The 22,705-nt window shown below is 36.0% G+C and carries 19 protein-coding genes and 1 pseudogene; 4 read left to right on the top strand and 16 right to left on the bottom strand.

The window, feature by feature from the left end; translation table 11 throughout:
• Together ABJH90_RS17145 and ABJH90_RS17140 are read left to right on the top strand one after the other, a co-directional pair.
• The gene (locus ABJH90_RS17145) at nucleotides 1–216 is read left to right on the top strand and encodes an acyl carrier protein (RefSeq protein ID WP_348140295.1); all 216 of its coding nucleotides are present in this window, start codon (nucleotides 1–3) and stop codon (nucleotides 214–216) included.
• Nucleotides 217–525: 309 nt separating this feature from the next.
• Nucleotides 526–1,191 carry a hypothetical protein gene (locus tag ABJH90_RS17140; RefSeq protein ID WP_348140293.1) on the top strand — a complete coding sequence of 222 codons (666 nt, stop codon included), beginning with the start codon at nucleotides 526–528 and terminating at the stop codon, nucleotides 1,189–1,191.
• Between the two features lie 110 nt (nucleotides 1,192–1,301).
• On the opposite strand, the gene ABJH90_RS17135 is transcribed toward ABJH90_RS17140, so the two are convergent.
• From ABJH90_RS17135 to ABJH90_RS17075, 13 genes and pseudogenes are all read right to left on the bottom strand, one after another.
• Nucleotides 1,302–1,439: a hypothetical protein gene (locus ABJH90_RS17135; protein WP_348140291.1), complete on the bottom strand. Its 138-nt coding sequence runs from the start codon at nucleotides 1,437–1,439 to the stop codon at nucleotides 1,302–1,304.
• Between the two features lie 215 nt (nucleotides 1,440–1,654).
• Nucleotides 1,655–2,596 carry a glycosyltransferase gene (locus tag ABJH90_RS17130; protein WP_348140289.1) on the bottom strand — a complete coding sequence of 314 codons (942 nt, stop codon included), beginning with the start codon at nucleotides 2,594–2,596 and terminating at the stop codon, nucleotides 1,655–1,657.
• A 484-nt stretch (nucleotides 2,597–3,080) separates the two neighbouring features.
• The gene (locus ABJH90_RS17125; RefSeq protein WP_348140287.1) at nucleotides 3,081–4,103 is read right to left on the bottom strand and encodes a GNAT family N-acetyltransferase; all 1,023 of its coding nucleotides are present in this window, start codon (nucleotides 4,101–4,103) and stop codon (nucleotides 3,081–3,083) included.
• A 102-nt stretch (nucleotides 4,104–4,205) separates the two neighbouring features.
• Nucleotides 4,206–4,466, bottom strand: a complete 261-nt coding sequence (locus ABJH90_RS17120; RefSeq protein ID WP_348140285.1) for an OmpA family protein — start codon at nucleotides 4,464–4,466, stop codon at nucleotides 4,206–4,208.
• Between the two features lie 423 nt (nucleotides 4,467–4,889).
• A complete protein-coding gene (locus ABJH90_RS17115) occupies nucleotides 4,890–6,152 on the bottom strand; it encodes an OmpA family protein (protein ID WP_348140283.1) in 1,263 nt (420 codons plus the stop codon).
• A gap of 117 nt (nucleotides 6,153–6,269) precedes the next feature.
• Nucleotides 6,270–6,728 carry a hypothetical protein gene (locus ABJH90_RS17110; RefSeq protein WP_348140281.1) on the bottom strand — a complete coding sequence of 153 codons (459 nt, stop codon included), beginning with the start codon at nucleotides 6,726–6,728 and terminating at the stop codon, nucleotides 6,270–6,272.
• An 11-nt stretch (nucleotides 6,729–6,739) separates the two neighbouring features.
• Entirely contained in the window at nucleotides 6,740–7,882 is a 1,143-nt protein-coding gene (gene bshA / locus ABJH90_RS17105; protein ID WP_348140279.1) for an N-acetyl-alpha-D-glucosaminyl L-malate synthase BshA, read from the bottom strand.
• 83 nt (nucleotides 7,883–7,965) lie between these two features.
• Nucleotides 7,966–10,890, bottom strand: a complete 2,925-nt coding sequence (locus ABJH90_RS17100; protein WP_348140277.1) for a glycoside hydrolase family 3 N-terminal domain-containing protein — start codon at nucleotides 10,888–10,890, stop codon at nucleotides 7,966–7,968.
• 121 nt (nucleotides 10,891–11,011) lie between these two features.
• Nucleotides 11,012–11,494, bottom strand: coding sequence for an ABC transporter ATPase (locus ABJH90_RS17095; RefSeq protein WP_348140275.1), 483 nt, complete (start codon nucleotides 11,492–11,494; stop codon nucleotides 11,012–11,014).
• A 57-nt stretch (nucleotides 11,495–11,551) separates the two neighbouring features.
• A complete protein-coding gene (locus ABJH90_RS17090; protein ID WP_348140273.1) occupies nucleotides 11,552–12,343 on the bottom strand; it encodes a (Fe-S)-binding protein in 792 nt (263 codons plus the stop codon).
• A 20-nt stretch (nucleotides 12,344–12,363) separates the two neighbouring features.
• Nucleotides 12,364–13,689, bottom strand: a complete 1,326-nt coding sequence (locus tag ABJH90_RS17085; protein ID WP_348140271.1) for a (Fe-S)-binding protein — start codon at nucleotides 13,687–13,689, stop codon at nucleotides 12,364–12,366.
• Complete coding sequence (locus ABJH90_RS17080; RefSeq protein ID WP_348140269.1) at nucleotides 13,690–14,658, bottom strand: MlaD family protein; 969 nt, start codon at nucleotides 14,656–14,658, stop codon at nucleotides 13,690–13,692.
• Nucleotides 14,659–15,526: 868 nt separating this feature from the next.
• A pseudogene (locus ABJH90_RS17075) lies at nucleotides 15,527–16,291 on the bottom strand (N-acetylmuramoyl-L-alanine amidase); the annotation flags it as partial.
• Between the two features lie 256 nt (nucleotides 16,292–16,547).
• Here ABJH90_RS17075 and ABJH90_RS17070 point away from each other — a divergent pair.
• Nucleotides 16,548–19,247, top strand: coding sequence for a putative LPS assembly protein LptD (locus ABJH90_RS17070; RefSeq protein WP_348140267.1), 2,700 nt, complete (start codon nucleotides 16,548–16,550; stop codon nucleotides 19,245–19,247).
• A gap of 83 nt (nucleotides 19,248–19,330) precedes the next feature.
• On the top strand, nucleotides 19,331–19,711 hold the full coding sequence (locus tag ABJH90_RS17065; RefSeq protein WP_348140265.1) for a RidA family protein: 381 nt from the start codon (nucleotides 19,331–19,333) through the stop codon (nucleotides 19,709–19,711).
• Here the strand turns inward: ABJH90_RS17065 and ABJH90_RS17060 are convergent.
• The 3 genes from ABJH90_RS17060 to pfkA all read right to left on the bottom strand — a co-directional run bounded on the left by ABJH90_RS17060 (nucleotide 19,704) and on the right by pfkA (nucleotide 22,650).
• Nucleotides 19,704–20,555: an N-acetylglucosamine kinase gene (locus ABJH90_RS17060; protein WP_348140263.1), complete on the bottom strand. Its 852-nt coding sequence runs from the start codon at nucleotides 20,553–20,555 to the stop codon at nucleotides 19,704–19,706. The genes ABJH90_RS17065 and ABJH90_RS17060 overlap by 8 nt on opposite strands.
• A gap of 81 nt (nucleotides 20,556–20,636) precedes the next feature.
• On the bottom strand, nucleotides 20,637–21,638 hold the full coding sequence (gene gap / locus ABJH90_RS17055) for a type I glyceraldehyde-3-phosphate dehydrogenase (protein WP_348140261.1): 1,002 nt from the start codon (nucleotides 21,636–21,638) through the stop codon (nucleotides 20,637–20,639).
• A 22-nt stretch (nucleotides 21,639–21,660) separates the two neighbouring features.
• A complete protein-coding gene (gene pfkA / locus ABJH90_RS17050) occupies nucleotides 21,661–22,650 on the bottom strand; it encodes a 6-phosphofructokinase (protein WP_348140259.1) in 990 nt (329 codons plus the stop codon).
• Nucleotides 22,651–22,705 lie beyond the last annotated feature (55 nt).

Below are 22,705 nucleotides of genomic sequence, written 5' to 3'. Positions count from 1 at the left end.
ATGGAAAATTTTATAGAATCAATTTCTGAAATCTTTGAAGAAGAAACAGTTGAGCTTAGTGATGAGCTTGAATCATTCGATGCCTGGGATTCATTGACCATTTTGTCGATTATCGCAATTTGCGACTCAGAATATAATGTACCCCTCTCAGCAGAGGAAATTGAGAACTCAGGAACCATATTAGGATTAAGGGAGCTGATTGAAAGTAAAATGTAGTATGTCCTAACCATTGATAAAGCTAAATAAACAAAGAACTACCTGACAACGGTATATCGAAGCATAGTTTAATATTCAACTGGCTTATAAATGGTGAATAAACCGTAATATCCACGACCCAATAGACCATGCCATCAATAAGGCACTTGATAATGTAGAGTATGCCTCTTAAAAGTTCTTGAATCGAAAACCATAGATCATTTCGCTAATTCAAGTAAGTTATAATCTGTTCTTTAAAAATTGAATTGCTATTTCCAGTAATAAAAAGTAGATTTGGGTTAAGTACAACAGCTAAAACATATCAATATCATGAAAAACATAATAATTTTAGGTACCGGTGGGTGTGCCGCAGAGGTAACATTTTATATTGAGGACCATAATTCCAAAGTATCCGAAGGGGAAAGAATTAACATTTTAGGGTATATCGATTATGAAGAAAATATAAAGCCCTATTATGAAAAATATAATTTCAAGGCGCCCGTTCTATGTGATATTGATGTATACGAACCAAAACCGGATGAAGAGGTTTTAATTGCAGTAATGGATATTGAATTTAAACAGAAAATGATAAAAGCGCTCAAAGAAAAAAATGCCAAATTTGGTAGTTTTATCCATCATAGTGTTATAATGCCGGAAAACCTTAATATTGGCGAGGGCAATATTGTTTTCCCATTTTGTATTCTTGAAGAATATGCAACCATTGGCAGTTACAACCTCCTTACTTCGTATTGCTTTATCAGCCATGATTGCGTAGTGGGTGACAATAACTTTTTTTCCGTGGCAGGCGTTGCCGGATCCGTCAAAGTAGGGAATAACAACTATTTCGGACTTAGATCACTTGTAATTCCACATGTTGAAGTTGGTAACAATAATGTTATCCAGGCCGGTATGATTGTTGACAAAAATGTGAAAGATGATACTACCGTCTTCTATCGCTTTAAAGAAAGAGTTATGGCAATTCCTAAAGTAAATTGAGCTCTAATATTCGTTTTATTTTAAATCTGGAATGGGTCTGTAAATTAAACTCTGTCCGTTTTTCCGTATTGATTTTGGAGTATTTGATTGCTGGTTTTTTGGGCAGGAAACTATATGTGATGAGTCCGGTGATGATATTGACCAAGAAGTTTCCAAAGCTCTTGGCCTATATAACCCTTGTCGGCAAATAGCCTACAGCATATTTTCTTCATAAAGTTCTTGTTTCTTAACGGTTCCCTGTCCTCCACAATGGCCCATTTGATGCACAAGCTTAATATCTCACCCTTACCATTATCGAACTCCTTTAAGTTCTTAGCGATCTGCTGTGGTGAAAATCTGCCTTTTTTCCTACCTCTTCTTTAATGAATATTAATCGAACCCAGGTTATGAAGAAAATATTTTGTTATCAATGTTTTTGTTTTATTTATCTATCAATGGCCGCCATTACTAAGAAGGATCTTTATTATAAGGTGGAGTATAAATTCTGTGTTTTTAATCCAATATTTTCCCAGTCAAAATATTCAAATATCTTATTCCATGTTTCCTCCTTAGGATATGCATCTACATTTAATGCCATATGCATTATTGCTTTGTTCAATTCAATATAATTCAGTTCCGGAAGGATATATCCAATTTCACCAAACTTAAAAGAATCCGCTAATCCACCTATATTGGACACCACAACTCTTTTTTTCTCATTTATAGCTGTTAAAAGTATTCCGCTTTGTGATATTCGTGTATAAGGGAGAAGAACAAAGTCGGTAAGTTTCAAAATAGCCAAAAATTCCTCAACTAAAAGAAATCTATTTAATATTGTAACGTTCTTTTTACCTTTTAATTCATCCAATTTTCTATGCTTTCCTTTACCTGCTATAAATAGCATTAATTGTTCGTTATTAGAAACATTATCCTTATTCCATGCATCTACTATCAAGTCGTACCCCTTATAATCATTAATTTTACCCAACGCGGAAAAAACAATTCTTTTATCCAGATCATAGTCTGACCTAAACTTTTCAACATAATAATCAATCTTTTTCGAATCAATATTTTGCCCTATATCAAGTATCCCATGGGGTATTACATGTATTTTTTTGGAGGAGACTTTGAATTTTTCTATTATTTCTATTTCAGTGTTATTCGAATGTACAATTATCGCATCCACTAAAGAATATATTTTTTTATAAATATCTTCATATCTATCCCCTGTATCATGCGGTAATACATTATGGGCAGTTATAATGATTTTAACGCCATTTAGCTTTATTAATTTCAATAAATAGTAATCAATTTGAGGAACTTTTAGCCACTGAAAATGAACAATTAATGGTGATTTAAATTTTATAGACTTGAAAAGGATAAATTGTGACTTTAAGTAACTAATGAATTTAAAAAAACCTGTCATGTCACTATAATTATAGATTTTATAAAACTTGATTAACAATCGATTTGAATCGTACTTTGTATTACAAAAATAATGCAAGTCAATATTTTTCATATTTGAGAGCAAGGAGTAATCATACAGAGCCAAATTACTATAGCTCATAGGATCAATATAAAAAACAGTTTTTAGTTTTTCTTTACTATGGTTTTTTTCGTCAGTCATATTGAGGTCATCTTTAGTTTTAAATTTGGATCGAAAAGAAGGGTTGCGGATACCCGCCGTTATGTGTCCGGAACTCGAAATAACCAAATCACATTTTAAAGTTAGTGCATAATATATAGAGAAGAAACTATAGACCAAAAAAGTAAAAATCCTTCTTAAAAAATTTTGTTTATTATCAATTTTTACATTAATAATTTTAAGTTTTATCCCATCAATAATTAGATTTCCAAAAATAGAAGTAGCAAAAATTTATGCATTTTAACTTGCAATTATACAACAATACCTACCCTTTATATCTATATAACGGGAAAAAATTATTATCAATTTTTTGTTGATTATTCTTAAGCGTTAAACTGTCATAAATATCGTGATCAACAATGTATTTCCAAACGTTGAATTTCTTAAAATCTTTGGAGAAGGAAGATTTAAAATATAACAGGGAATCTGATTCACTCCCTAAGCCTCCTCCCAAATTAAAATATTTATAATTTTCCTTTGTTCCCGATATTCTTGTTTCATCTAATAATAGTCTTATAGGAGTGAGATGAAGATAGTCGTTTTTGGTGCCTGATATATGGTACTGAATAATATCATTGGTTCTCATTATCATTGCCGCTGATATAATTTCATCGGTCTCGTTCATAATAGCAAAAATGACCTCCGTAGTGAAGTCTTTGGAATCAATCATGTTAAAAAAGTAGTCTTTCTCAAAGTAGTAGGAATCCTTTGCTTGCACTCTATTCATGTTTTCGTAATAAAGATCTACAAACGTTAGAATGTCTTCTTGACTAGTACTTTTTTTCGTATAACATAGTTTCCTTACCTTATTAAGATACCTTTTTGTTGTTTTAGAAAATAATTGTCTTTGAATGTCAATGTCTTTTGTTAAATCGATATTTACAACATCACTTAACGCTTCAACATTACCTATATTTTTTAAAATACTAATTTGATTTTCTATAAAAGGATTGAGTCTTGAGAAAACGCTTATAATTTTTTGGTCTTTAAAGTAATTATAGAGTGATTGTTGAAAATCAGAAAGATCCATTGCGGTACTAAAACTTTTAAATATGGGGCCAGAATATCCATAAACCGAGGTGGCATCAAAATATGAAGTACCCTCAATAGGTCTAATCAACAAAGGAAGTGCAATCAAGATATCACTTGACCGGTATACCAATAATACTCCTTTTTCATCAGGTTTTCTATTTATGGCATGATAGTCATAAGTATGATAACAATCATAATTTTCTATTTCTGACAAAATTTCGACCCATTCGTTTTTTTTCAATATCTCAAAAAGCATACTAAACTACATTTCGTTAATAACCGGTTTCCATTTTCCAGATGATAAAAGGGGGTGAAAGGTTCTTAATCTTAAAATCATTAGGCATATTGGTGATTTTTTTTAAAATTCTATCACAGTAAACTCGGACCTTCTATTCATCTTGTGCTTTTCCTCAGAGCAATAGGTGTGGTTGTCACAATGGTTTGCTAATTGTTTTTCACCATAAGCCTCATAAGACAATCTACTGACATCGATTCCTTTAGCAATTAAATAATTCACAGTACTTTCTGCACTTCGCTTGGATAGCCATAAATTATACTCCTTAATACCATGGGAGTCTGAAAAAGATTCCACTTTTAAATTCAAAGTCGGAATTTCCACCAAAATTACTATTAAATTGTTTAAAAGTTAACTTTCTAGTGACTAGAAAGTTAACTTTTAAACAATTTTTACGTTACAAAGGTATTATTGGCGGTATACTCCAATTGGATAGTCTTTACTATTACACAAAAATGAAAAAACTTAAGAACTATAATTGGAAAAATAACGAAATCATTAATTAAGATATATTTATAATATGAATTCTTAAATGAAAGTTGCGATCAAATAAAAGTAATAGACTCGGGAGAACTAATTTGGGTTTCAAAAAAAGATACCAATATAAAAAGGCTAGAAAATAGTTTATACGCAATTAAAATTGTACCAAAATATTTAAGCATACAATTTTATAATGATAAAAGATTTAGAGTTAAAAAATATCCTTCCATTAAAGGATTTGCTACGAACTCTTTGACTGGATTTTTTCTATTTCCTATTACCGGAGTCTGTGGTATATTGATTTGTCAAGAGCTTAATAATAACTGATGATCTCCTATTCAGCCTATGCTGCTCTTCAGGGCAATATACTCCGTCAACGCAATTATTTACAGGTTGTTCTTCACCATGACCAATTGCCTTTAGCCTGCTACTTGCAACTCCCTTACTCTCCAAATACGCTACTGCACGTTCAGCTCTTTTATCGGATAGCCATAAATTATATTTTTTTGGACCTCTTGAATCTGCATGCGCTTCCACCAAGAAGGAATACGTTGGGTTGTCCTGCATTAAAACAGCTACTTTGTCGAGGGTGTTTTTTGACTTCTCATTTAGATAAGAGGAATCAAAATTATAATATACATAGCCCAATGCGTCTATCTCATTTTGCAGATTGAGCAGCTTGTTCTTTTCTGCATCCAATCTGGACTTCTCTTCCATTGCTAGCCTTGCCTCCTCCTTTTCCCTTGCCAATCTTTCTGCAAGTGCCGCAGCTGCAGCTTCGGCTTTTAAAGCCTCATCAATAGAATCTGAAACACGTTTAGCCTCCTCTTCCATTGCTTTAATTAAAGCTAATTTTTCGCGACCCTTTTTGGTAAGATCTTTTTCAATATTAAATTGATAAACAACGCCTACAGCGTGCTGTACATGGTTGGAAGCTTCATTTCCAAAGGACCATTTCCCTGAAGAACTAAAATCCAGTCCCCATCTATCCGAAAACCACGTTCTAAAGCCTATAACTCCATTATAAGTACCTCTGGATAGGTCATTGGCATAGGTATAACCAACTCCTACACCCACATAAGGGTCAAACCAACCCGTCTGCCCAAATAGTTTGTTTAAATCATAGCTAAGCCTGGTATCAAAACCAAAATAGTCCTTATCCTCAGGATTAACTACGCCGTCTATGATATTACCTTCTTTGTATTTGTTATAGGTGGCAATAGCTTCCAAACCTATGCCACTTCTAAAATAACGGCCAATATTAATTCTGGAAGGAAAAGCTACACCATTCCACCGATCTTTAATTGTGGTAATATTATTCGTTCGTTCCCCCGAATCATTGACAAAATTCCAGCCCAAACCCACCATCCATGAGCTTACCACCATACTGTCTTTAGCGGTCAGCTGTAGTTCTTCCTGTTGATCCAACGGTAGTAATTCCTGTTGTGTCGATTGAATTTCTTCCTGTGCGTAAAATGAAGTTGTCCCTAAGAAAAGAATAGCGATAGCGCTTGTTAAGTAGGATTTCATAATGTAATGATTTAGGAGTATTACATTACAAAATTACTTCCCATTAAATACAATTCCTGCAAAGTAAGTTGAGGTGCAATTTTATTCGATATGAAACCTATTTATTACTATTGATAATTACTTATTATTATCAAGGACAATTTCCTTCTCGGTAAGTGGCATTTTATATAGATGAAAGGGCATTAGGATGGCGGTGGATGGTGACTTATTATCTTTCGTGTTTTCTATGTCTAAAATCATCCGATTATCCTCTACCAGGACTCCTCTAATCCGTGATGTAGGTGTATCAGATGTTTTTCCGTTGCAATAGATAACAACCATTTCCGTACTAAAATCTATTTCAGGAATTTTAAGTCCAGGTTTTCTGGTCATATTTACTTCGGTAAAGAAATTTTTTAAGGCCTTCTTATCTCGTAGGACCAATAATTGCTCAGTTTCTGAGCCCCCATAATTATCACTTAAAATTAGTGTTAATGGATTATCGTCCAACTCCTGGTAATTTGTGTTTTTATCCTTATCCTTTTGACTTCCACAGGTCCCCGCCAATATCAATAATCCTAAAATAAGAGTTTTCATGAGAAATTACATTAATAGGTACTATTATAGTGGGCCTTATAAGCTTTTTCATATAAAGCTTCGTAAAGGGGCATTACATTCTTTATATCAAAATTTAGGGCTACCTGATGGGCATTCTCCTTAAATTCCGCAAGAACGGCATCATCACTTAGTATTTTTAATGCATTTTTAACCATATCATCCACGTCGCTAACATCACTCAAATAGCCGGTTACCCCATGAATATTTACTTCCGGAATACCACCCGTATTACTGGATATTACAGGAGTCCTGTTAATCATTGCCTCCAGAGCCGCTAAACCAAAACTTTCCGATTTAGAAGGTAACAAAAACAAATCCGAAAAGCACAGGACTCTATCAATCTCATTACTATTGCCTAAAAACACCACCTTATCTGTAATTCCCAATTGTTCACATAATAGCTCGGCATGCTCCTTTTCCGGGCCCTCACCAACCATAATTAATTTAGCTTCTAATTGCTTTTGAATGCCATTAAAAACATGAATAACATCCGGTATGTGTTTTACTTTTCTAAAGTTGCTAATATGAGTAACTATTTTCTCATTATCCTCTGCCATTAATGATCGCTGGCAGTCCGTAAAATCTAAACTGTATTTTGTTTTATCAATGAAATTTGGAATAACCTCAATTTCTTTTTTAACATCGAAAAAATCTAATGTTTTTTGTTTTAAATCATCTGATACTGAGGTTACTACATCACTTTTATTAATGCTAAAGTTTACTGCAGGTTTGTAAAACGGATGGTTCCCCACCAGTGTAATATCTGTACCATGCAAGGTTGTAATCATGGGAATATAAATTCCATCTTCTTCCAGAATTTTCTTTGCCATATATCCTGCATAGGCGTGTGGTATTGCATAGTGAACATGAAGTAATTCTATGCCGTAGAGCTTTATTGTATCAACCAGTTTACTCGAAAGCGCAAGTTCATATGGTTGGTAGTGAAAAAGAGGGTATTCTGGCACATGTACCTCATGAAAATGAATTCTATTACTTAATAATTCAAGCCTAACGGGTTGCCTGTATGTGACAAAATGTATTTCGTGTCCCCTATTGGCCAAGGCTATCCCCAATTCTGTAGCAACAACACCACTCCCACCAAAAGTCGGGTAGCAAACTATAGCTATTTTCATTTAATTAACGGTTTTAACGCTGTACATCAACTTCTTAAAAGTTTTGAAAAAGAAACAACGCTGCTTTAATACAAATCTAATATTTAATTTCCTCCCTCATTGATAAGAGAATCATAAATTGCCTTCTGAATCCTTGTCCTTAGCTCTGATTTCACCAAAAGCCTGTTTGTAGCAGATGGGTAGGTCCTGTTGGATAGAAAAACATATACTATCTCTTCTTCAGGATCGGCCCAGGTAAAAGTGCCTGTAAAACCGCTATGTCCAAAACTTTTTCTGGACACACAACCGCAAGTCGGACCTTTTTCTACAAGTTGCGGTTTATCGAATCCCACACCTCGTCGCACATTTTTATCACAGAAATAGCACTTATTGAATTTTTCTATGGTTCGGGAATCTAGAAAACGATCACCTCCGTAATAGCCTCCCTGAATGTACATTTGCATAATTTTTGCCACATCGTTGGCATTGCTAAACAGGCCTGCATGACCTCCTACTCCACCTTGCATTGCTGCCCCCATATCGTGCACATAACCCTGAACAAGCTGGTATCTGTAATAAGTATCCACCTCGGATGGAACGATCATATTGACCGGGAATTTTTCCAGTGGATTATACGTGGTGTAGTTAGCTCCCATAGGCTTGAAAAGAAAATTATCCATCAAATTATCCAAGCCGGAATTATAGTTGTCTTCAATATATTTTTTAAATATGTAGTAAGGAACATCACTATATCGGTATCTGTTAGACTTAAGGTTTTGTCTTCCTATTCGATCATAAATAGAATCTTTATAAGCGTCTTGCAGATACATATTCTCGGTAACCTTTATGGAAAATCCATCTGAGGGACTATTTCTATAGAATTCCGGAGAAGGCCTCCTCTTATCATTTAGCGTCTTCAAATAGAATGCAATCCAGGAGGGTAGTCTGCCATAATGACTTAAAGATTTCAGCACCGTTACATCTTTAAGCTCTGTGTCTGCATATTCCGGTATTAAATCCTGAAAAGTATCATTTAGGGCTATTTTGCCATCTTCTTCCATCTTCATAATGGCCGGAAGGGTGGAGAGTATTTTCGTAAGCGACGCAAGGTCATAGAGGTTATTAGTGGTTAATTCGGCTTTAGATTCATAAGTAGGTTTACCAAAAGCTTTATTATAAATTACTTTGCCCCTTCTTGCAATTAGGACCTGGGCTCCGGGGTACATTAAGGAATCTAACCCATTTTGTACCAACTGATCAACCTCAGCAAGTTTTAAAGAACTCATTCCTACTCTTTCGGGCGTACTGTACCCCAAACGCCTTAAAGATTGGGTTTTAACCGAAGTATTCACGGGAAACTCCGGACTTACAGTAACTGGCAATACTCCCTTCCCGGGAATTGCACCAAAGAGCACTTCCGCTGCTTTCTGCTGAGCAAGTTTGCTATTCTGATAGGCCATAATTACACCGTCTATACCCGTAAATGAGACAATATCCAACAACGCATAAGGCTTGGCAAATACGGTAAGTACAACATTAGAAGTCCTTTGCCTGGAAATTTCCTGAAGCCAAAAAAGTTCTTTTTGAGAAAATTTATATGGTTTCCAGGGACTTTCATTACTCTTATGAAGCCCTATTATTATGAGGTTAAAATCAAAAAGTTTCTTTTTAAGGGTAGAAATATCTTTACCATTTACCTGCGTTACTTTAGCATACTTATTTAAGGTTTCCAAAAATGGCGTATTTACTCCATCCCCAAATTTTACATAGGCAATTTTCTTGTTTTCAAGTTTTTTGATGCCAATAATGTTTAGTTTATCGCTAATTACAGTAATAGCATTCTCTATTGCCTCTTCATAGATAACATCATTTTCAGGACTATTCAGGTCTTCAAGGAGGTACTTTGTTTCTATTGGACTGTAGTCATGTAACCCCGCTTTGAATTTGGCCATTAATATTTTTTTTACGGAGTATGCCAGGCGCCGTTCAGATATCAGTCCTTTCCTATAGGCCTTTAAAAAGGTATCCTTGCTTTTTTTGAAATCCTTAGGCATTAGCAAAATATCATTACCCGATAAAAATGCTTCTAATTCAGTTATCCCATTACTTGCAAAGTCCGAGACCCCTTTCATATTAAGTGCATCAGTTAATATCAGCCCTTCAAATTCCAATTCATTTTTAAGCAAGTTGGTGATAATCTTTTTGGATAAAGATGAAGGCCGCTTATTTTCAGGCTCCAATTCCGGTACATTTAAATGGGCAACCATAACGCTGCTAAGTCCCTCTTTTATAAGCTTTTTATAGGGATACAATTCAATACTGTCTAATCGTTGCCTTGTAAAATCTAAAGTAGGCAGGGATTTATGTGAATCAACAAAAGTATCCCCATGACCAGGAAAATGCTTCCCACTTGATAGTACTCCGGCACTTTCCATGCCTTTCATAAAAGCAATCCCTTTTAGCGCAACATTCTCTCTGTCCTCACCAAAAGATCGATTCCCTATAATGGGGTTTCTCGGATCTATATTTATGTCTATATCAGGTGCAAAATTTATATGAACCCCAAGTCGATTTGCATGCCGGCCTATTTGATACCCCACTTTTGAAACAATTGCAGTATCTGCTATTGCGCCCAGAGTCATGTTCCATGGGAATGCGTAAGTTGAATCGAGTCTCATTGCCAGGCCCCATTCAGCATCCATTCCAATGAGAAGAGGAATTTTTGATAAGGACTGGTATTCATTAGTGAGTTTAGCCTGCCGCATAGGGCCTCCTTTTGAGAAAATCAATCCTCCTATTGCGTGATCCCTTATTAATCCCTTAATTCTTTGTGCCGCAGCTTCACCTTCTTCAGAAGATGCTATTACCATAAACAGTTGCCCAATCTTTTCTTCCAGAGACATGGCACTATACTTGTCATTGACCCACTCTTTCTGGGACAAAGTATCAGCTGTCACCAGCGGTGAATATTGACCTCGGGCAACCAGTAATAAAGCAAAGAATAGAAAAGAAAGTAGGTATTTCCCCATAAATATTATATTCTAGGTACTAACTTAAAACAAAATTAAATATTGTTTTTTTGTTCATTAATGTAGCCATGGTGGGTTAATTAGAGTGGCAAAAGCGTCTAATCAGGCTATAAACACAATTTTATAAAAAACGGCTATGCCAACTATCAGACGCTGGTACTTCCCAATGATTTAAATATTCATATTTATTGGTAACCAAATTATTAAAAACTATAGTGTTTTTAGAAACAGCCCTATCCTTAGCCATTTTCTTAAAATCTCCTAAAGGCTTATATGCAATATGTATGCCTTGTTTATAGGAAACATTCATCTTATCCAATAAATCTACATCATATTCCTTTTCGAGTTGTTGGATGAAATGTACAGATGCATCAATTGAACAACCTGAAGCAGAGGCAAAATTCTGATCCAAAGCAATTATAATGAAACGTTTATACTTAATTTCATACCCTGCCTTAAGGTCGCTTCCATGGGCAGTCCATTCAGAAATAAATCTGTCCAGGGCGGCTGTTATTTCAACAAGCTCTTCTTTCGAAAAACTTCTGTTAGCCTGGTATATCCAAACTCTTGCTGTTTCGGTTAATGATTCAAAATCTACCAACATTTGTTCTTTTTCGTTTTAATTGAATTTATATTGTCAGAAACAATTCTTTTAATCTGATTAAATATCCCCGGCATTAGCTATCAGTTCAGCGATATCCATAACTTTTATGGAGGCATCTTTTTCTTTATTCTTTACTCCATCGGTCATCATTGTATTGCAAAACGGACAGGCCGCAGCAATAATTTCTGGCTGAATTTCCAAGGCTTGTTCAGTACGTTCAATGTTTACATCCTTATCTCCTGGCTCTGATTCTTTAAACATTTGTGCCCCCCCGGCTCCACAACATAAACCCTTTTTCCTGCAATTCTTCATTTCAACCAGTTGGGCATCAAGTTTTTTTATGATATTTCTTGGTGTCTCATATACGTTGTTGGCCCTTCCAAGGTAACAAGGGTCATGAAAGGTAATACGTTTACCTCTATAGCTGCCACCTTCCAGGGTAATTCTACCATCTTCCAATAACATATTTATGAACTGGGTATGGTGCATAACCTTGTAATTACCTCCTAATCCCGGATATTCATTTTTTAAAGTATTAAAACAGTGGGGACAAGCAGTTACAATACTTTTTATTCCGTAGGCATTCATCACTTCAATATTGGTTACCGCCTGCATTTGGAACAAAAACTCATTTCCTGCCCGTTTTGCAGGATCCCCAGAACAACTTTCTTCAGTTCCAAGAACCGCAAAACTCACATCAGCCTTCTGAAGTATTTTCACAAAAGCCTTGGTGATTCTTTTAGCCCGGTCATCAAAACTACCAGCGCAACCCACCCAAAATAAAACTTCAGGCTGTTTACCTGCAGCAAAAAGCTCTGCCATAGTCGGTACTTTCAACTCCTCATTCATAATCTTGTTTATTATGCTTTTTAAGATTCATCGGCCCAATTAAGCCTGTCCATTTGATTAAATGGCCAGGGTGCTCCATTATTTTCAATATTTCCCATCATAACATTGAGTTCACTTGGCGCAGCCGATTGTTCCATAACCAGATACTGACGCATACTAATTATTATAGATAATGGGTCAATGCTTACAGGGCATGCTTCTACGCATGCATTGCAGGAGGTACAAGCCCATAATTCTTCAGGTGAAATAAAATCCCCCAATAATTGACGGCCATCTTCAACGAATTTTCCTTTATTCGCATCCATATTACTGCCAACATCCTCCAACCTATCACGAGTATCCATCATTATTTTCCTTGGTGATAGTTTCTTTCCAGTAAGGTTTGCCGGACATTCACTGGTACACCTTCCGCATTCTGTACATGTATACGCGTTCAACAGCTGCACCTTACTAAGATCCATAACATCAGAAGCTCCAAATTTATCCGGAGGAGGGGCATCTTCCACTGGTGTCGCAAACGGATCAACATTAGGATCCATCATCAATTTCACTTCTTTGGTTACTGCTTCAAGATTATCAAACTGACCCTGAGCAGTAAGTTTTCCATAATAAGTATTTGGAAAGGCAAGTAATATGTGTAAATGCTTCGAATAATACAAATAATTCAGAAAGGCCAATATTCCAACGATATGCATCCACCAGGCAGTACGTTCTATGAAAATTAAAGTGCTAATAGATAATCCATCAAATGCAGGCATAATAAATTGGCTGACAGGGAAAAGTCCTGCTTTTGTATAATGAGGAGTATCCAGGAACTGTAATTGATAATCAGCAGCGTTCATAGTTAGGAACAAAGCCATTAAAACCAATTCTATATACAAAATAAGATCGGCATCCATTTTTGGCCAGCCTTTCATTTCAGGCTTAATAAAGCGTTTTATCCTAATGAAATTCCTTCTTAACCAGAAGATAATTACCGCTAGTATTACCAAAAAAGCAAGCACTTCAAAAGAAGCTATAAGGATGTTGTAAAGTTTACCAAGGGGTGCAAAAACTCTATGGGTTCCAAAAATACCATCAATAATAATCTCCAGAACCTCAATATTTATTATAATGAAACCGAGATAAACAATAACATGCAAAAAACCTGCTATTGGTCTTACAACCATTTTAGTTTGCCCTAAAGCTATACGGGCCATATTCTTAAAACGCTGTGGCTTATTATCTGAAGGCATTCCACCTCTACCCAGGTTAATATTCCTGCTAAGCTTCTTTACGTTCATGGCGAAATAACCAATCCCGGCTAATAATATAATAAGGAAAATTACATTTGGCAGATACTGCATCTATTCATTAGGTTTATTTGTTGCAGGATCATCTTCGGGAATCTCATATTCTTTTTGCTTTTTCCCAAAAACTGAAACATTTACATAGCGCTTAGGATTTAAACGAAAATCCTGAAGAAGGAGGTCTAACTCTTTGGAAGCCTCAGACAGATTGTTGTACAGCTCCTCATTATTTACCAATTTACCAAGTGTACCTTCGCCTTTTTCAATTTTGGCTAACATTTTATCCAAATTACTTATTGTAGACTCCAAACTTCTTATAGTATTGGCCAGTCCCACCTGTGCGATAGAATCCGAGAGTACTGAAAAGTTAGTGGTAATTGTGTTAATGTTCGTAATTGAACTGTCCAGGCTATTTTTATTATCCGCCAATAATGAATTTAGAGTGGCAGCACTCGATTGAAAACTTTGAACGGTAGCATTAAGCCCCTTGATACTTTCTCTTAAGTTTCTCTTTGTCTCTTCATCCAATACGTCATTGAAATTTAATAACAAAGAATCCGCATTGGAGACAGCCCCTTCTATTTTCGACTGCAATGGTGCCAATTTTTGCTGTAGCAAATCTGTTAGTCCAGGCTTTATATTAGATGATAAAGTATCCCCGGATTGTGCAATTGGCGCACCGTCAAATACCGGATTTACTTGTATTCCTTTACCTCCTATAATCCCAGTATCATAGAGCTCTGCAATGCTATTTTTAGAAAATTCAAAATCACTGTCGACAGAAAAAGTAACAAGAAGGTTACCACTACCATTTTTAAAACTAATTTTATTCACATTCCCCACATTGAATCCATTAATAGATACCTGTGTTCCGGGTTGCAAACCACCTACGTGACTGTAAACGGCGTAAAAGGTTTTACTATTGTTAAAAATCGGGGTTGCTTTAAGAAAACTGAAGCCCATGACAAACAGCAAAATACCTCCAATAACTATTATTCCTGTTTTAACTTCCCTGGATAGCTTCAATCTATTCGATTTAAATTACAAACAAAATTAGAAATAAATTTTACAAGACCTGTCATTATTCAGAGACGTATTTTAAAGCCTCTGGAACGGGTATTCTTTTCCCATCCTTGTAGGCCACTATAAAGGAAGTAGGATATCCTTTGGCATCGGCATTCGCCTTATATAATTTTGCCTGAGAATAAGAATTGGTTTTTCCATACATATATCTCACAAGGTTCTTATAACGCTCTGTTGAAAGTGTACTCAATCCGTTAAATTCCTCGGAAAGCAACGGTAAAACCTTTGAACTGGCCAACAACTGTACTTTGAAGACTATTTTAGCCTCTGAGACAACTTCTTCCTTTTTAACCTCTTCTTCTTTTTTCTTCTCAACTATTGGTTCAGGAATGGGTTCTTCAGCAATAGTCAAGGGTATTTCTCTAACCTCTTCTTCTTTTTTCTTCTCAACTATTGGTTCAGGAATGGGTTCTTCAGTAATAGTCAAGGGTATTTCTCTAACCTCTTCTTCTTTTTTCTTCTCAACTATTGGTTCAGGAATGGGTTCTTCAGTAATAGTTAAGGGTATTTCTCTAACCTCTTCCTCGGGTACTTCTTTTTTTGGCAATGGTTTATCCTCTTCTTTTGTTAAAACTTCCTCGGTTTTATTTTGGTTAGTTACAGCAGTTTCGGCTGGAGGTAAATCAGAAGAAACTACAACAATTGGTTCCATGATTTCCTTCTTTATAGCCTCGTTTTTTATATCAGTGGCAGGTAATATTTCTGGTTCCGCAGCTACAATTACCTCATTTACAGGTGTCTCCTCCACATTTTTTATGGTCGTGATTTCCTCAGGAGATGTAGCATCCTCCAGATTAATCCTGGTGTTATTTTTATAATTAATAATAGCATCCGCGATGGCATTGCCCATTTCTTCCTGCCCTTTTTTAGAGTTTAGGTATACTCCTTCCGACTTATTAGTAAGAAAACCTGTTTCGATAAGAACACTGGGCATAAAAGTTTGATGAAGAACAATAAAACCGGCCTGCTTAACTTTTCTGTCATTTCGACTCAAATTTTTAGAAAAATTGTCCTGCATCATCTTGCCAAGCATAACGCTTTGATCCAGAAATTCTTCCTGCATAATAGTTAAGCCAATTACAGATTCAGGAGAGTTAATATCATAAGCAGCATAGCGAGATTCGTAATTATCTTCAAGATAAATCACGGAATTTTCCTTTTTTGCAATTTCAAAATTCTGCTTGTTTGCATGTAATCCCAGTACAAATGTCCCGGCTCCATTGGCGTCAGAAGTGTGTGAATCACAATGTACAGATACGAAAAGGTCTGCATTTGCCTTATTTGCAATTTCTCCTCTAACAAATAGATCTACAAACGAATCATCCTTTCTTGTATATATAACCTTTATGTCTGGTATAGATTCTAATTTCCTGCCAACATTTAATACGATGCTTAAGGCAATATTCTTTTCCATATAGCCATTGCCCAAATTGCCCGGATCATGACCACCATGACCTGCGTCTAATACTACAGTAAATTGATCCGCTGGAGGATCTGAATCTCTTTTATCATATGATGAGCATAGCAAGAAAAACGTTATTGCCAGGGGAATGAAAAAAAATTTATTAAACTTCATTTATTTTAGAATTATATTTTAAAGAAAATGAAACAATTGTAATGGCCTTATATTTTTTTCCTAAGGTAAAAATCTTTAGGATTTATTTCTATTACAAATCAAAAATACAATTATCATATTTCATCTGCTAAAAGGATTTTACAAGCATTTACTATGGTTAAATTTATTGTAATGTCCTACAAGCAGACCAAAAAATATATGTAAGTTTGACTACCAAAAACGAAGCCTTACCGTTACAAAAATAGGATTTATCGCTTTGCAATCAAACAAACATTCTCTACTTTTCTTATTACTGCTTATCATTGGCGTTATTCAGCTCTCTGCGCAGGAAGATCTGATAAGGCCTTTACCCATTAAAGCTGTGGGAGATACCATTTCTGCACCTTTAATGCCTGCTCCTGTAGTTTTAGACACGGTTTTGACAGATTCTACCCAGACCGATTCAATTGCGGGCAAACAAGGAATACTATCGGATAAAATTAAGTATAAGGCAAAGGATTATGTTAAATTAAGTCAAAAAGATCAAAAAATTTACCTGTATAATGAAGCTGAAATTTATTATCAGGATACAGAATTAAAAGCCGGCATAATAATCATGGATTACATAAAAAATGAAGTATATGCCGGACGTATTAAAGATTCACTGGGTAATTATTCCCAAATCCCTTATTTTAAACAAGGAGAAAATGTGGTAATTCCAGATTCAATTCGATTTAATTTTGACACACAAAAAGCCCTGATTTGGAATTCCAGAACAGAACAACAGGCAGGTTTAGGGCAACTTGGTTCGGACGCCATGAAGGTTTATGCGTCGATTACTAAAAAGGAAAATGATTCAGTATACTTTTTAAGTGAAGGGAAACTTACCACAGCTAAAGACAGTGTAAATCCTGATTATTATATTCGTGTTAGAAAGGCAAAATTTGTTCCTAAAAAGAAGGTTATAGCAGGATTCAGTAATTTATATATTTCAGATGTACCTACCCCTATTGCATTGCCTTTTGCATATTTTCCATTGACTTCTGGAAGAACTGCCGGAGTCATGATGCCTACTTTTGGAAATGATCCGGACAGGGGGTATTTTTTGCAAAACCTGGGTTACTATGTCCCTATTAATGATTATGTAGACCTCACACTTACCGGTGACCTGTATACCAACGGGAGTTGGGGTTTCAGAGCACAATCTGTTTATTCCAAGCGTTATAAGTACAGGGGTAATTTTAATTTTAGATATGAAAATCAGGTGACAAGTCAAAAAGGATTTGATGATTACAGTCGTGGTACCATTTACAATATTCAGATAGCACATTCCCAGGATTCAAAAGCTAATCCTAACTCCAGATTGTCGGCATCTGTTAACCTGGGTAGTAGCCAGTACTACAGAAACTCTCTACTGCAGCAAAATCTACCTAATACACAAATCAATAATCTGTCATCATCTGTTTCCTATTCCAGGACTTTCCCGGCCTATCCCTCAGTAAATCTGAGTTTAACAGCTACACACAATCAAAATACAAATACAGATGCAGTAAATCTTACGCTTCCAACATTGCAGGCCAGTTTGGAACGAATTTTTCCGTTTGCTAAAGAGGGTGGTATAAAAAAGGGGGCATTACAGAATATTAATTTTCAATATGATCTTAATGCCCGTAACAGCATAACAACCACCAGTGAAGATTTTGGATCCTCAAAAATGTTTGATGACGCCCAGGTTGGTGCCAGAAATCGGATACCTATAAGTACAAACTTTAAAGTCGCCAAATATTTAAGTATGAGTGTAGGGGGTACTTATGAAGACGTTTGGACTTTGCAAACATTTAATCAACGTTTTGATTCAGAAACTCAGGAAGTTGTCACCGATACAATAAAGGGATTTGATCGGTTCAATCAATACAGTCTTAACAGCAGCATTGGAACAACGGTATATGGTACATTTAGCCGAGGTGAAGATAAAAAGATACAAGCTATCCGTCATATAATGAGACCTTCGGTAAGTTACGGTTGGGCACCTTCGTTTGATCAATATTATGACGAGTATATAAATGGAATTACCGGAGACACTATTGAGTATACCCGTTTTCAAAACACCCTGTATGGGACACCCCGGAATGGTAAGTCCAGTGCTTTGAGTTTTTCTCTTGCCAATACACTTGAAGCTAAAGTTCGTGATAAAGATTCCACAGCTCTAGAACCAAAAAAGGTGATGTGGCTAAATAGTTTTAATTTATCTACAGGTTATAATTTTCAGGCAGATTCTCTTAATTTAAGTCCATTGGCTCTAACAGGAGGCACCAATATTCTTGATAACAAAATGTCTATTAACTTTGGTGCCAATCTGGATCCTTATGCAATTGACAATAATGGCAGACGTATAAATACGTTTAATATTAATAATGGAGGAAGTTTGCTAAGACTTACCTCTGCGAGGGCCAATATAAGTTATTCTTTAAACAGTAAAGATTTTCAACCAAGCAAAGACCGGGAGGAATATCCGACAGAAGGTGATGCCTACGTTGCAGCCAGTGGTGGTAGGACTGATGATCTTTTCGGGAAGGCAAATAATTTTGACGAAAGCAGATTTGACGATCGAGACGAAAGCAAAGTGGAAAATCCGATATATGAGAATAAAATAGAATGGGATCTTCGCCTGCAATATGCTGTTACCTATAGTAATAGTAACAGACAAAATGAAATTTCGAACAATTCTCTCATGTTTTCAGGAAATATTACACTTTCCCCCGGATGGGACGTAGGGGTGTCATCGGGTTATGATTTTGTGAGAAAAGGGTTTACAGTTACCCAGCTGCGCTTTAGGCGCGACTTAAAAAGTTTTAAATTGAATTTTGACTGGACCCCGTTTGGTGATTTTGAAAGATGGTACTTTTTTATTGGAATTAAAAGCTCTATTCTTAAGGATCTTAAATTTGAAAATAGAAGTCAGCCTCCTCCCAGGTAATATCAAAAAGAAAAAAACAGCATTCCGGTTTATACTGATCTATTTTTTAATTAGCTTAACTGTCTAAAGGTAAATTCAAAAGCATGAAAAAAATCATAAATACTCCTAATGCCCCTGCCCCTATTGGTCCTTATAACCAGGCTGTTTTGATCGGTAATACCCTATATATTTCCGGACAAATTCCTCTGGATCCGTCAAGCGCCAAACTCGTTGAAGGTAATATAAAGAAGGAAACGCTTCAATGTATGGAAAATCTAAGTGCGATACTGGAAGCTGCCGATATGTCTTTTGAACAGGTGGTTAAAGCCACGATCTTTGTTAAGGATATGAATTGCTTTTCGCAGATTAATGAAGTTTATGGCACATTTTTTAGCACTGAATCAGCGCCTGCCAGAGAGACCGTTGAAGTCTCAAATCTTCCAAAATTTGTAAATGTGGAGATTTCAATGATCGCCGTCAGATAGTCTCTTTGTGAAATTCTACCAGCCCTTCAATTGGTCTTTGACGAATAACACCCACAATCAAATCATTTCTTTCTAGTACGGCTGTTAATTCATCTTTAAGGAAATGGGCAATACTCCCCACAAAATTAACTGGCACTTTGGTAGCTAATTCAAATTGCATTATGTAATTATTTACAAATTGCTGAATGCCTTTGTCTATAACCCCCTTGCAATAGGGATGCTGCTTATTCTCAATCAGGAATCTGGCGAATGTAGCGAGGTAGGTATTCGGATTTGGCTGCTTGTAAAGATTTTCCTTAATTACATCGGCATCAAGGTCATACTCTTTATCAAATTTAATTCCCAGGTCCTGTGGCATTTTATGAAAATAGTAATCCCGAATTAATTTCCTCCCAAAGAAATTTCCACTCCCGTCATCCATTGGAATATAGCCCAGAGAGGTGACTTTTTGAAACAATTGGTGACCGTCATAATAGCTACAATTAGAACCCGTACCTAAAATGCAAACAATTCCCTGATGGCCAATTTTTGTTGTGGAATAGATAGCGGCAAAAGTATCTTCCTTAACTTCTGCCTTGGCATTTGGGAAATATGATTTGAAAATAGTCTTGAGAAATTTCTTCATTCTAGCTGTACCACAACCGGCACCATAAAAATAAAGTCGCTTAACTTTATCTTTGTTTTTAGACAGCTCAAAATTATTGGCCAGCCTGTCTTCAATGACCTCCCGAGTTAAGACTTCAGGACTAAGTCCCAAAGTTTGAGTAAAAAATAACTCCTTCCCTTTATCGTCCAAGGCAATCCAATCAGACTTAGTAGCTCCACTATCAACAATTAAAATCATAAAACAGGCATTAATAAAGAATCCTCAAAATAAGCAAAGATTTGCTTTTTTCGAGGATTCTTATTAATAAAATTCAATTTATTACAATGTATGCAAATATTCAGCCAGATCTAATAGTTTGTTTGAATAGCCTGCTTCATTGTCATACCAGGAGATTACTTTAAAAAATTTAGAATTTAACTCAATTCCGGCACCTGCATCAAAAATACTTGTACGGGCGTCACCAATAAAATCTTGTGAGACCACGGCTTCATCTGTATAACCTAAAATACCCTTAAGTTCACCTTCAGATGCCGCTTTAAATGTCTTTTTAATATCCTCATAAGAAGTTTCCTTTTCCAGGCGTACAGTTAAATCAACAACAGAAACATCTGCCGTTGGCACCCTTAAAGCCATCCCGGTAAGTTTACCCTCTAAAGAAGGAATAACTTTAGTTACTGCTTTTGCAGCTCCGGTGGACGCAGGAATAATATTTAACAAGGCACTTCTACCACCTCTGAAATCTTTTCGTGAAGGACCGTCTACGGTAAACTGAGTTGCTGTAGTGGCATGTACGGTAGTCATTAAAGCCTCTGCTATCCCATAATTATCATTTAACACTTTGGCTATTGGAGCCAGACAATTAGTAGTACAGGAAGCATTAGATACTATTTTGTCTGAAGCTTTTAGATCTTTATGATTCACGCCCATTACAAACATGGGGGCGTCTTTTGATGGTGCAGAGATAACTACTTTTTTAGCTCCACCGTCAATATGGTATTGCGCAGTTTCCAGAGTTGTAAAAATACCGGTGCATTCAGCAACATATTCTGCTCCTACTTCGTCCCATTTTAAAATTTTTGGATCCTTTTCACCTGTAATTCTAATGGTTTTGCCATTAACGATCAAGTTGCCATCTTTTACTGCAACAGAACCATCAAAACGGCCATGCACCGAATCATATTCCAACAGATATGCAAGGTGCTCCACAGCTAACAAATCGTTGATAGCAACAACCTCTATATTATCTCTTTTTACTGATTCTCTGAAAACAAGTCTACCAATTCTCCCAAATCCGTTTATTCCAATTTTTAGTGTTGACATTTTTTATTGTTTAAGATTAAAACTATATAGTCATTATATCAGAAACCCTTATGAGTTCCTTATCAATTTTTGATTTTCCCTTTATGGCCTCACTTACAGGGGTAAATGTAATTTTATTATCAACAATGCCGGCCATTAAATTTGTTTTTCCTTCTAACAGGGCTTCAACAGATTTTACTCCCATTCTACTGGCAAGTACCCTATCAAAACAAGAAGGTGCACCGCCTCGTTGCATATGGCCAAGAACACAAACCCGAACATCGTAAACAGGAAGGTTTTTTTCCACGAATTCTTTTAGTTCGTAAACATTTTTTCCGGTTGTTCTATCACCTTCTGCAACTACTACAATACTAGATGATTTTCCCCTGGCTTTACTCCGAGTTAAGGAATCTAACAGCCTCTCTAAACCCAAATTCTCTTCAGGAATAAGTATCTCTTCTGCACCGGCACCTACTCCGGAATTGAGGGCTATGTGGCCTACATCTCTACCCATAACCTCAACAAAGAAAAGTCGGTGATGCGAACTAGCCGTATCCCTGATCTTATCAATTGCTTCTACAACAGTATTCAGTGCAGTATCATAACCAAGGGTGTATGTTGTTCCAAAAATATCATTATCTATAGTTCCGGGAATACCAATAAAAGGCATTTTGTACTCTTCATAAAAAGCAAGTGCACCTGTAAAGCTTCCGTCCCCACCAATAACCACAAATGCATCAATATTATTTGCAACCAGTTGATCATACGCTTTTTTACGCCCTTCAGGCGTCCTAAACTCATCACATCTGGCAGATTTAAGGACAGTACCTCCTTTATTAATAATATTATTTACACTGCGGGCATTCATTGGAAGAAAATCGCCTTCTATCATCCCTTCATACCCTCGATAGATCCCAATACAATCTTTCTTAAAATATGCACATGTACGTACTACGGATCTTATAGCTGCGTTCATCCCTGGAGAATCACCCCCAGAAGTAAAGACCGCAATTTTTTTGATTTGTGAATTCATTAAAAAATTTAGAATTGCAAAATTACTAAACTTATTGCAGAAAAAGAATTAGACA

Source organism: Eudoraea sp. (assembly GCF_039969275.1).
GTDB lineage: Bacteria > Bacteroidota > Bacteroidia > Flavobacteriales > Flavobacteriaceae > Eudoraea.
This window is presented reverse-complemented; position numbering and strand designations above follow the sequence as displayed.

Bases quoted from the DNA above. Each gene is read 5' to 3' on its own strand.
- ABJH90_RS17115 (WP_348140283.1), bottom strand. From the start codon at position 6,152: ATGAAATCCTACTTAACAAGCGCTATCGCTATTCTTTTCTTAGGGACA.
- ABJH90_RS17130 (WP_348140289.1), bottom strand. From the start codon at position 2,596: ATGACAGGTTTTTTTAAATTCATTAGTTACTTAAAGTCACAATTTATC.
- ABJH90_RS17060 (WP_348140263.1), bottom strand. From the start codon at position 20,555: ATGATTTTAATTGTTGATAGTGGAGCTACTAAGTCTGATTGGATTGCC.
- ABJH90_RS17095 (WP_348140275.1), bottom strand. From the start codon at position 11,494: ATGTTGGTAGATTTTGAATCATTAACCGAAACAGCAAGAGTTTGGATA.
- ABJH90_RS17085 (WP_348140271.1), bottom strand. From the start codon at position 13,689: ATGCAGTATCTGCCAAATGTAATTTTCCTTATTATATTATTAGCCGGG.
- ABJH90_RS17140 (WP_348140293.1), top strand. From the start codon at position 526: ATGAAAAACATAATAATTTTAGGTACCGGTGGGTGTGCCGCAGAGGTA.
- pfkA (WP_348140259.1), bottom strand. From the start codon at position 22,650: ATGAATTCACAAATCAAAAAAATTGCGGTCTTTACTTCTGGGGGTGAT.
- ABJH90_RS17100 (WP_348140277.1), bottom strand. From the start codon at position 10,890: ATGGGGAAATACCTACTTTCTTTTCTATTCTTTGCTTTATTACTGGTT.
- ABJH90_RS17145 (WP_348140295.1), top strand. From the start codon at position 1: ATGGAAAATTTTATAGAATCAATTTCTGAAATCTTTGAAGAAGAAACA.
- ABJH90_RS17090 (WP_348140273.1), bottom strand. From the start codon at position 12,343: ATGAATGAGGAGTTGAAAGTACCGACTATGGCAGAGCTTTTTGCTGCA.
- gap (WP_348140261.1), bottom strand. From the start codon at position 21,638: ATGTCAACACTAAAAATTGGAATAAACGGATTTGGGAGAATTGGTAGA.
- ABJH90_RS17110 (WP_348140281.1), bottom strand. From the start codon at position 6,728: ATGAAAACTCTTATTTTAGGATTATTGATATTGGCGGGGACCTGTGGA.
- ABJH90_RS17125 (WP_348140287.1), bottom strand. From the start codon at position 4,103: ATGCTTTTTGAGATATTGAAAAAAAACGAATGGGTCGAAATTTTGTCA.
- bshA (WP_348140279.1), bottom strand. From the start codon at position 7,882: ATGAAAATAGCTATAGTTTGCTACCCGACTTTTGGTGGGAGTGGTGTT.
- ABJH90_RS17065 (WP_348140265.1), top strand. From the start codon at position 19,331: ATGAAAAAAATCATAAATACTCCTAATGCCCCTGCCCCTATTGGTCCT.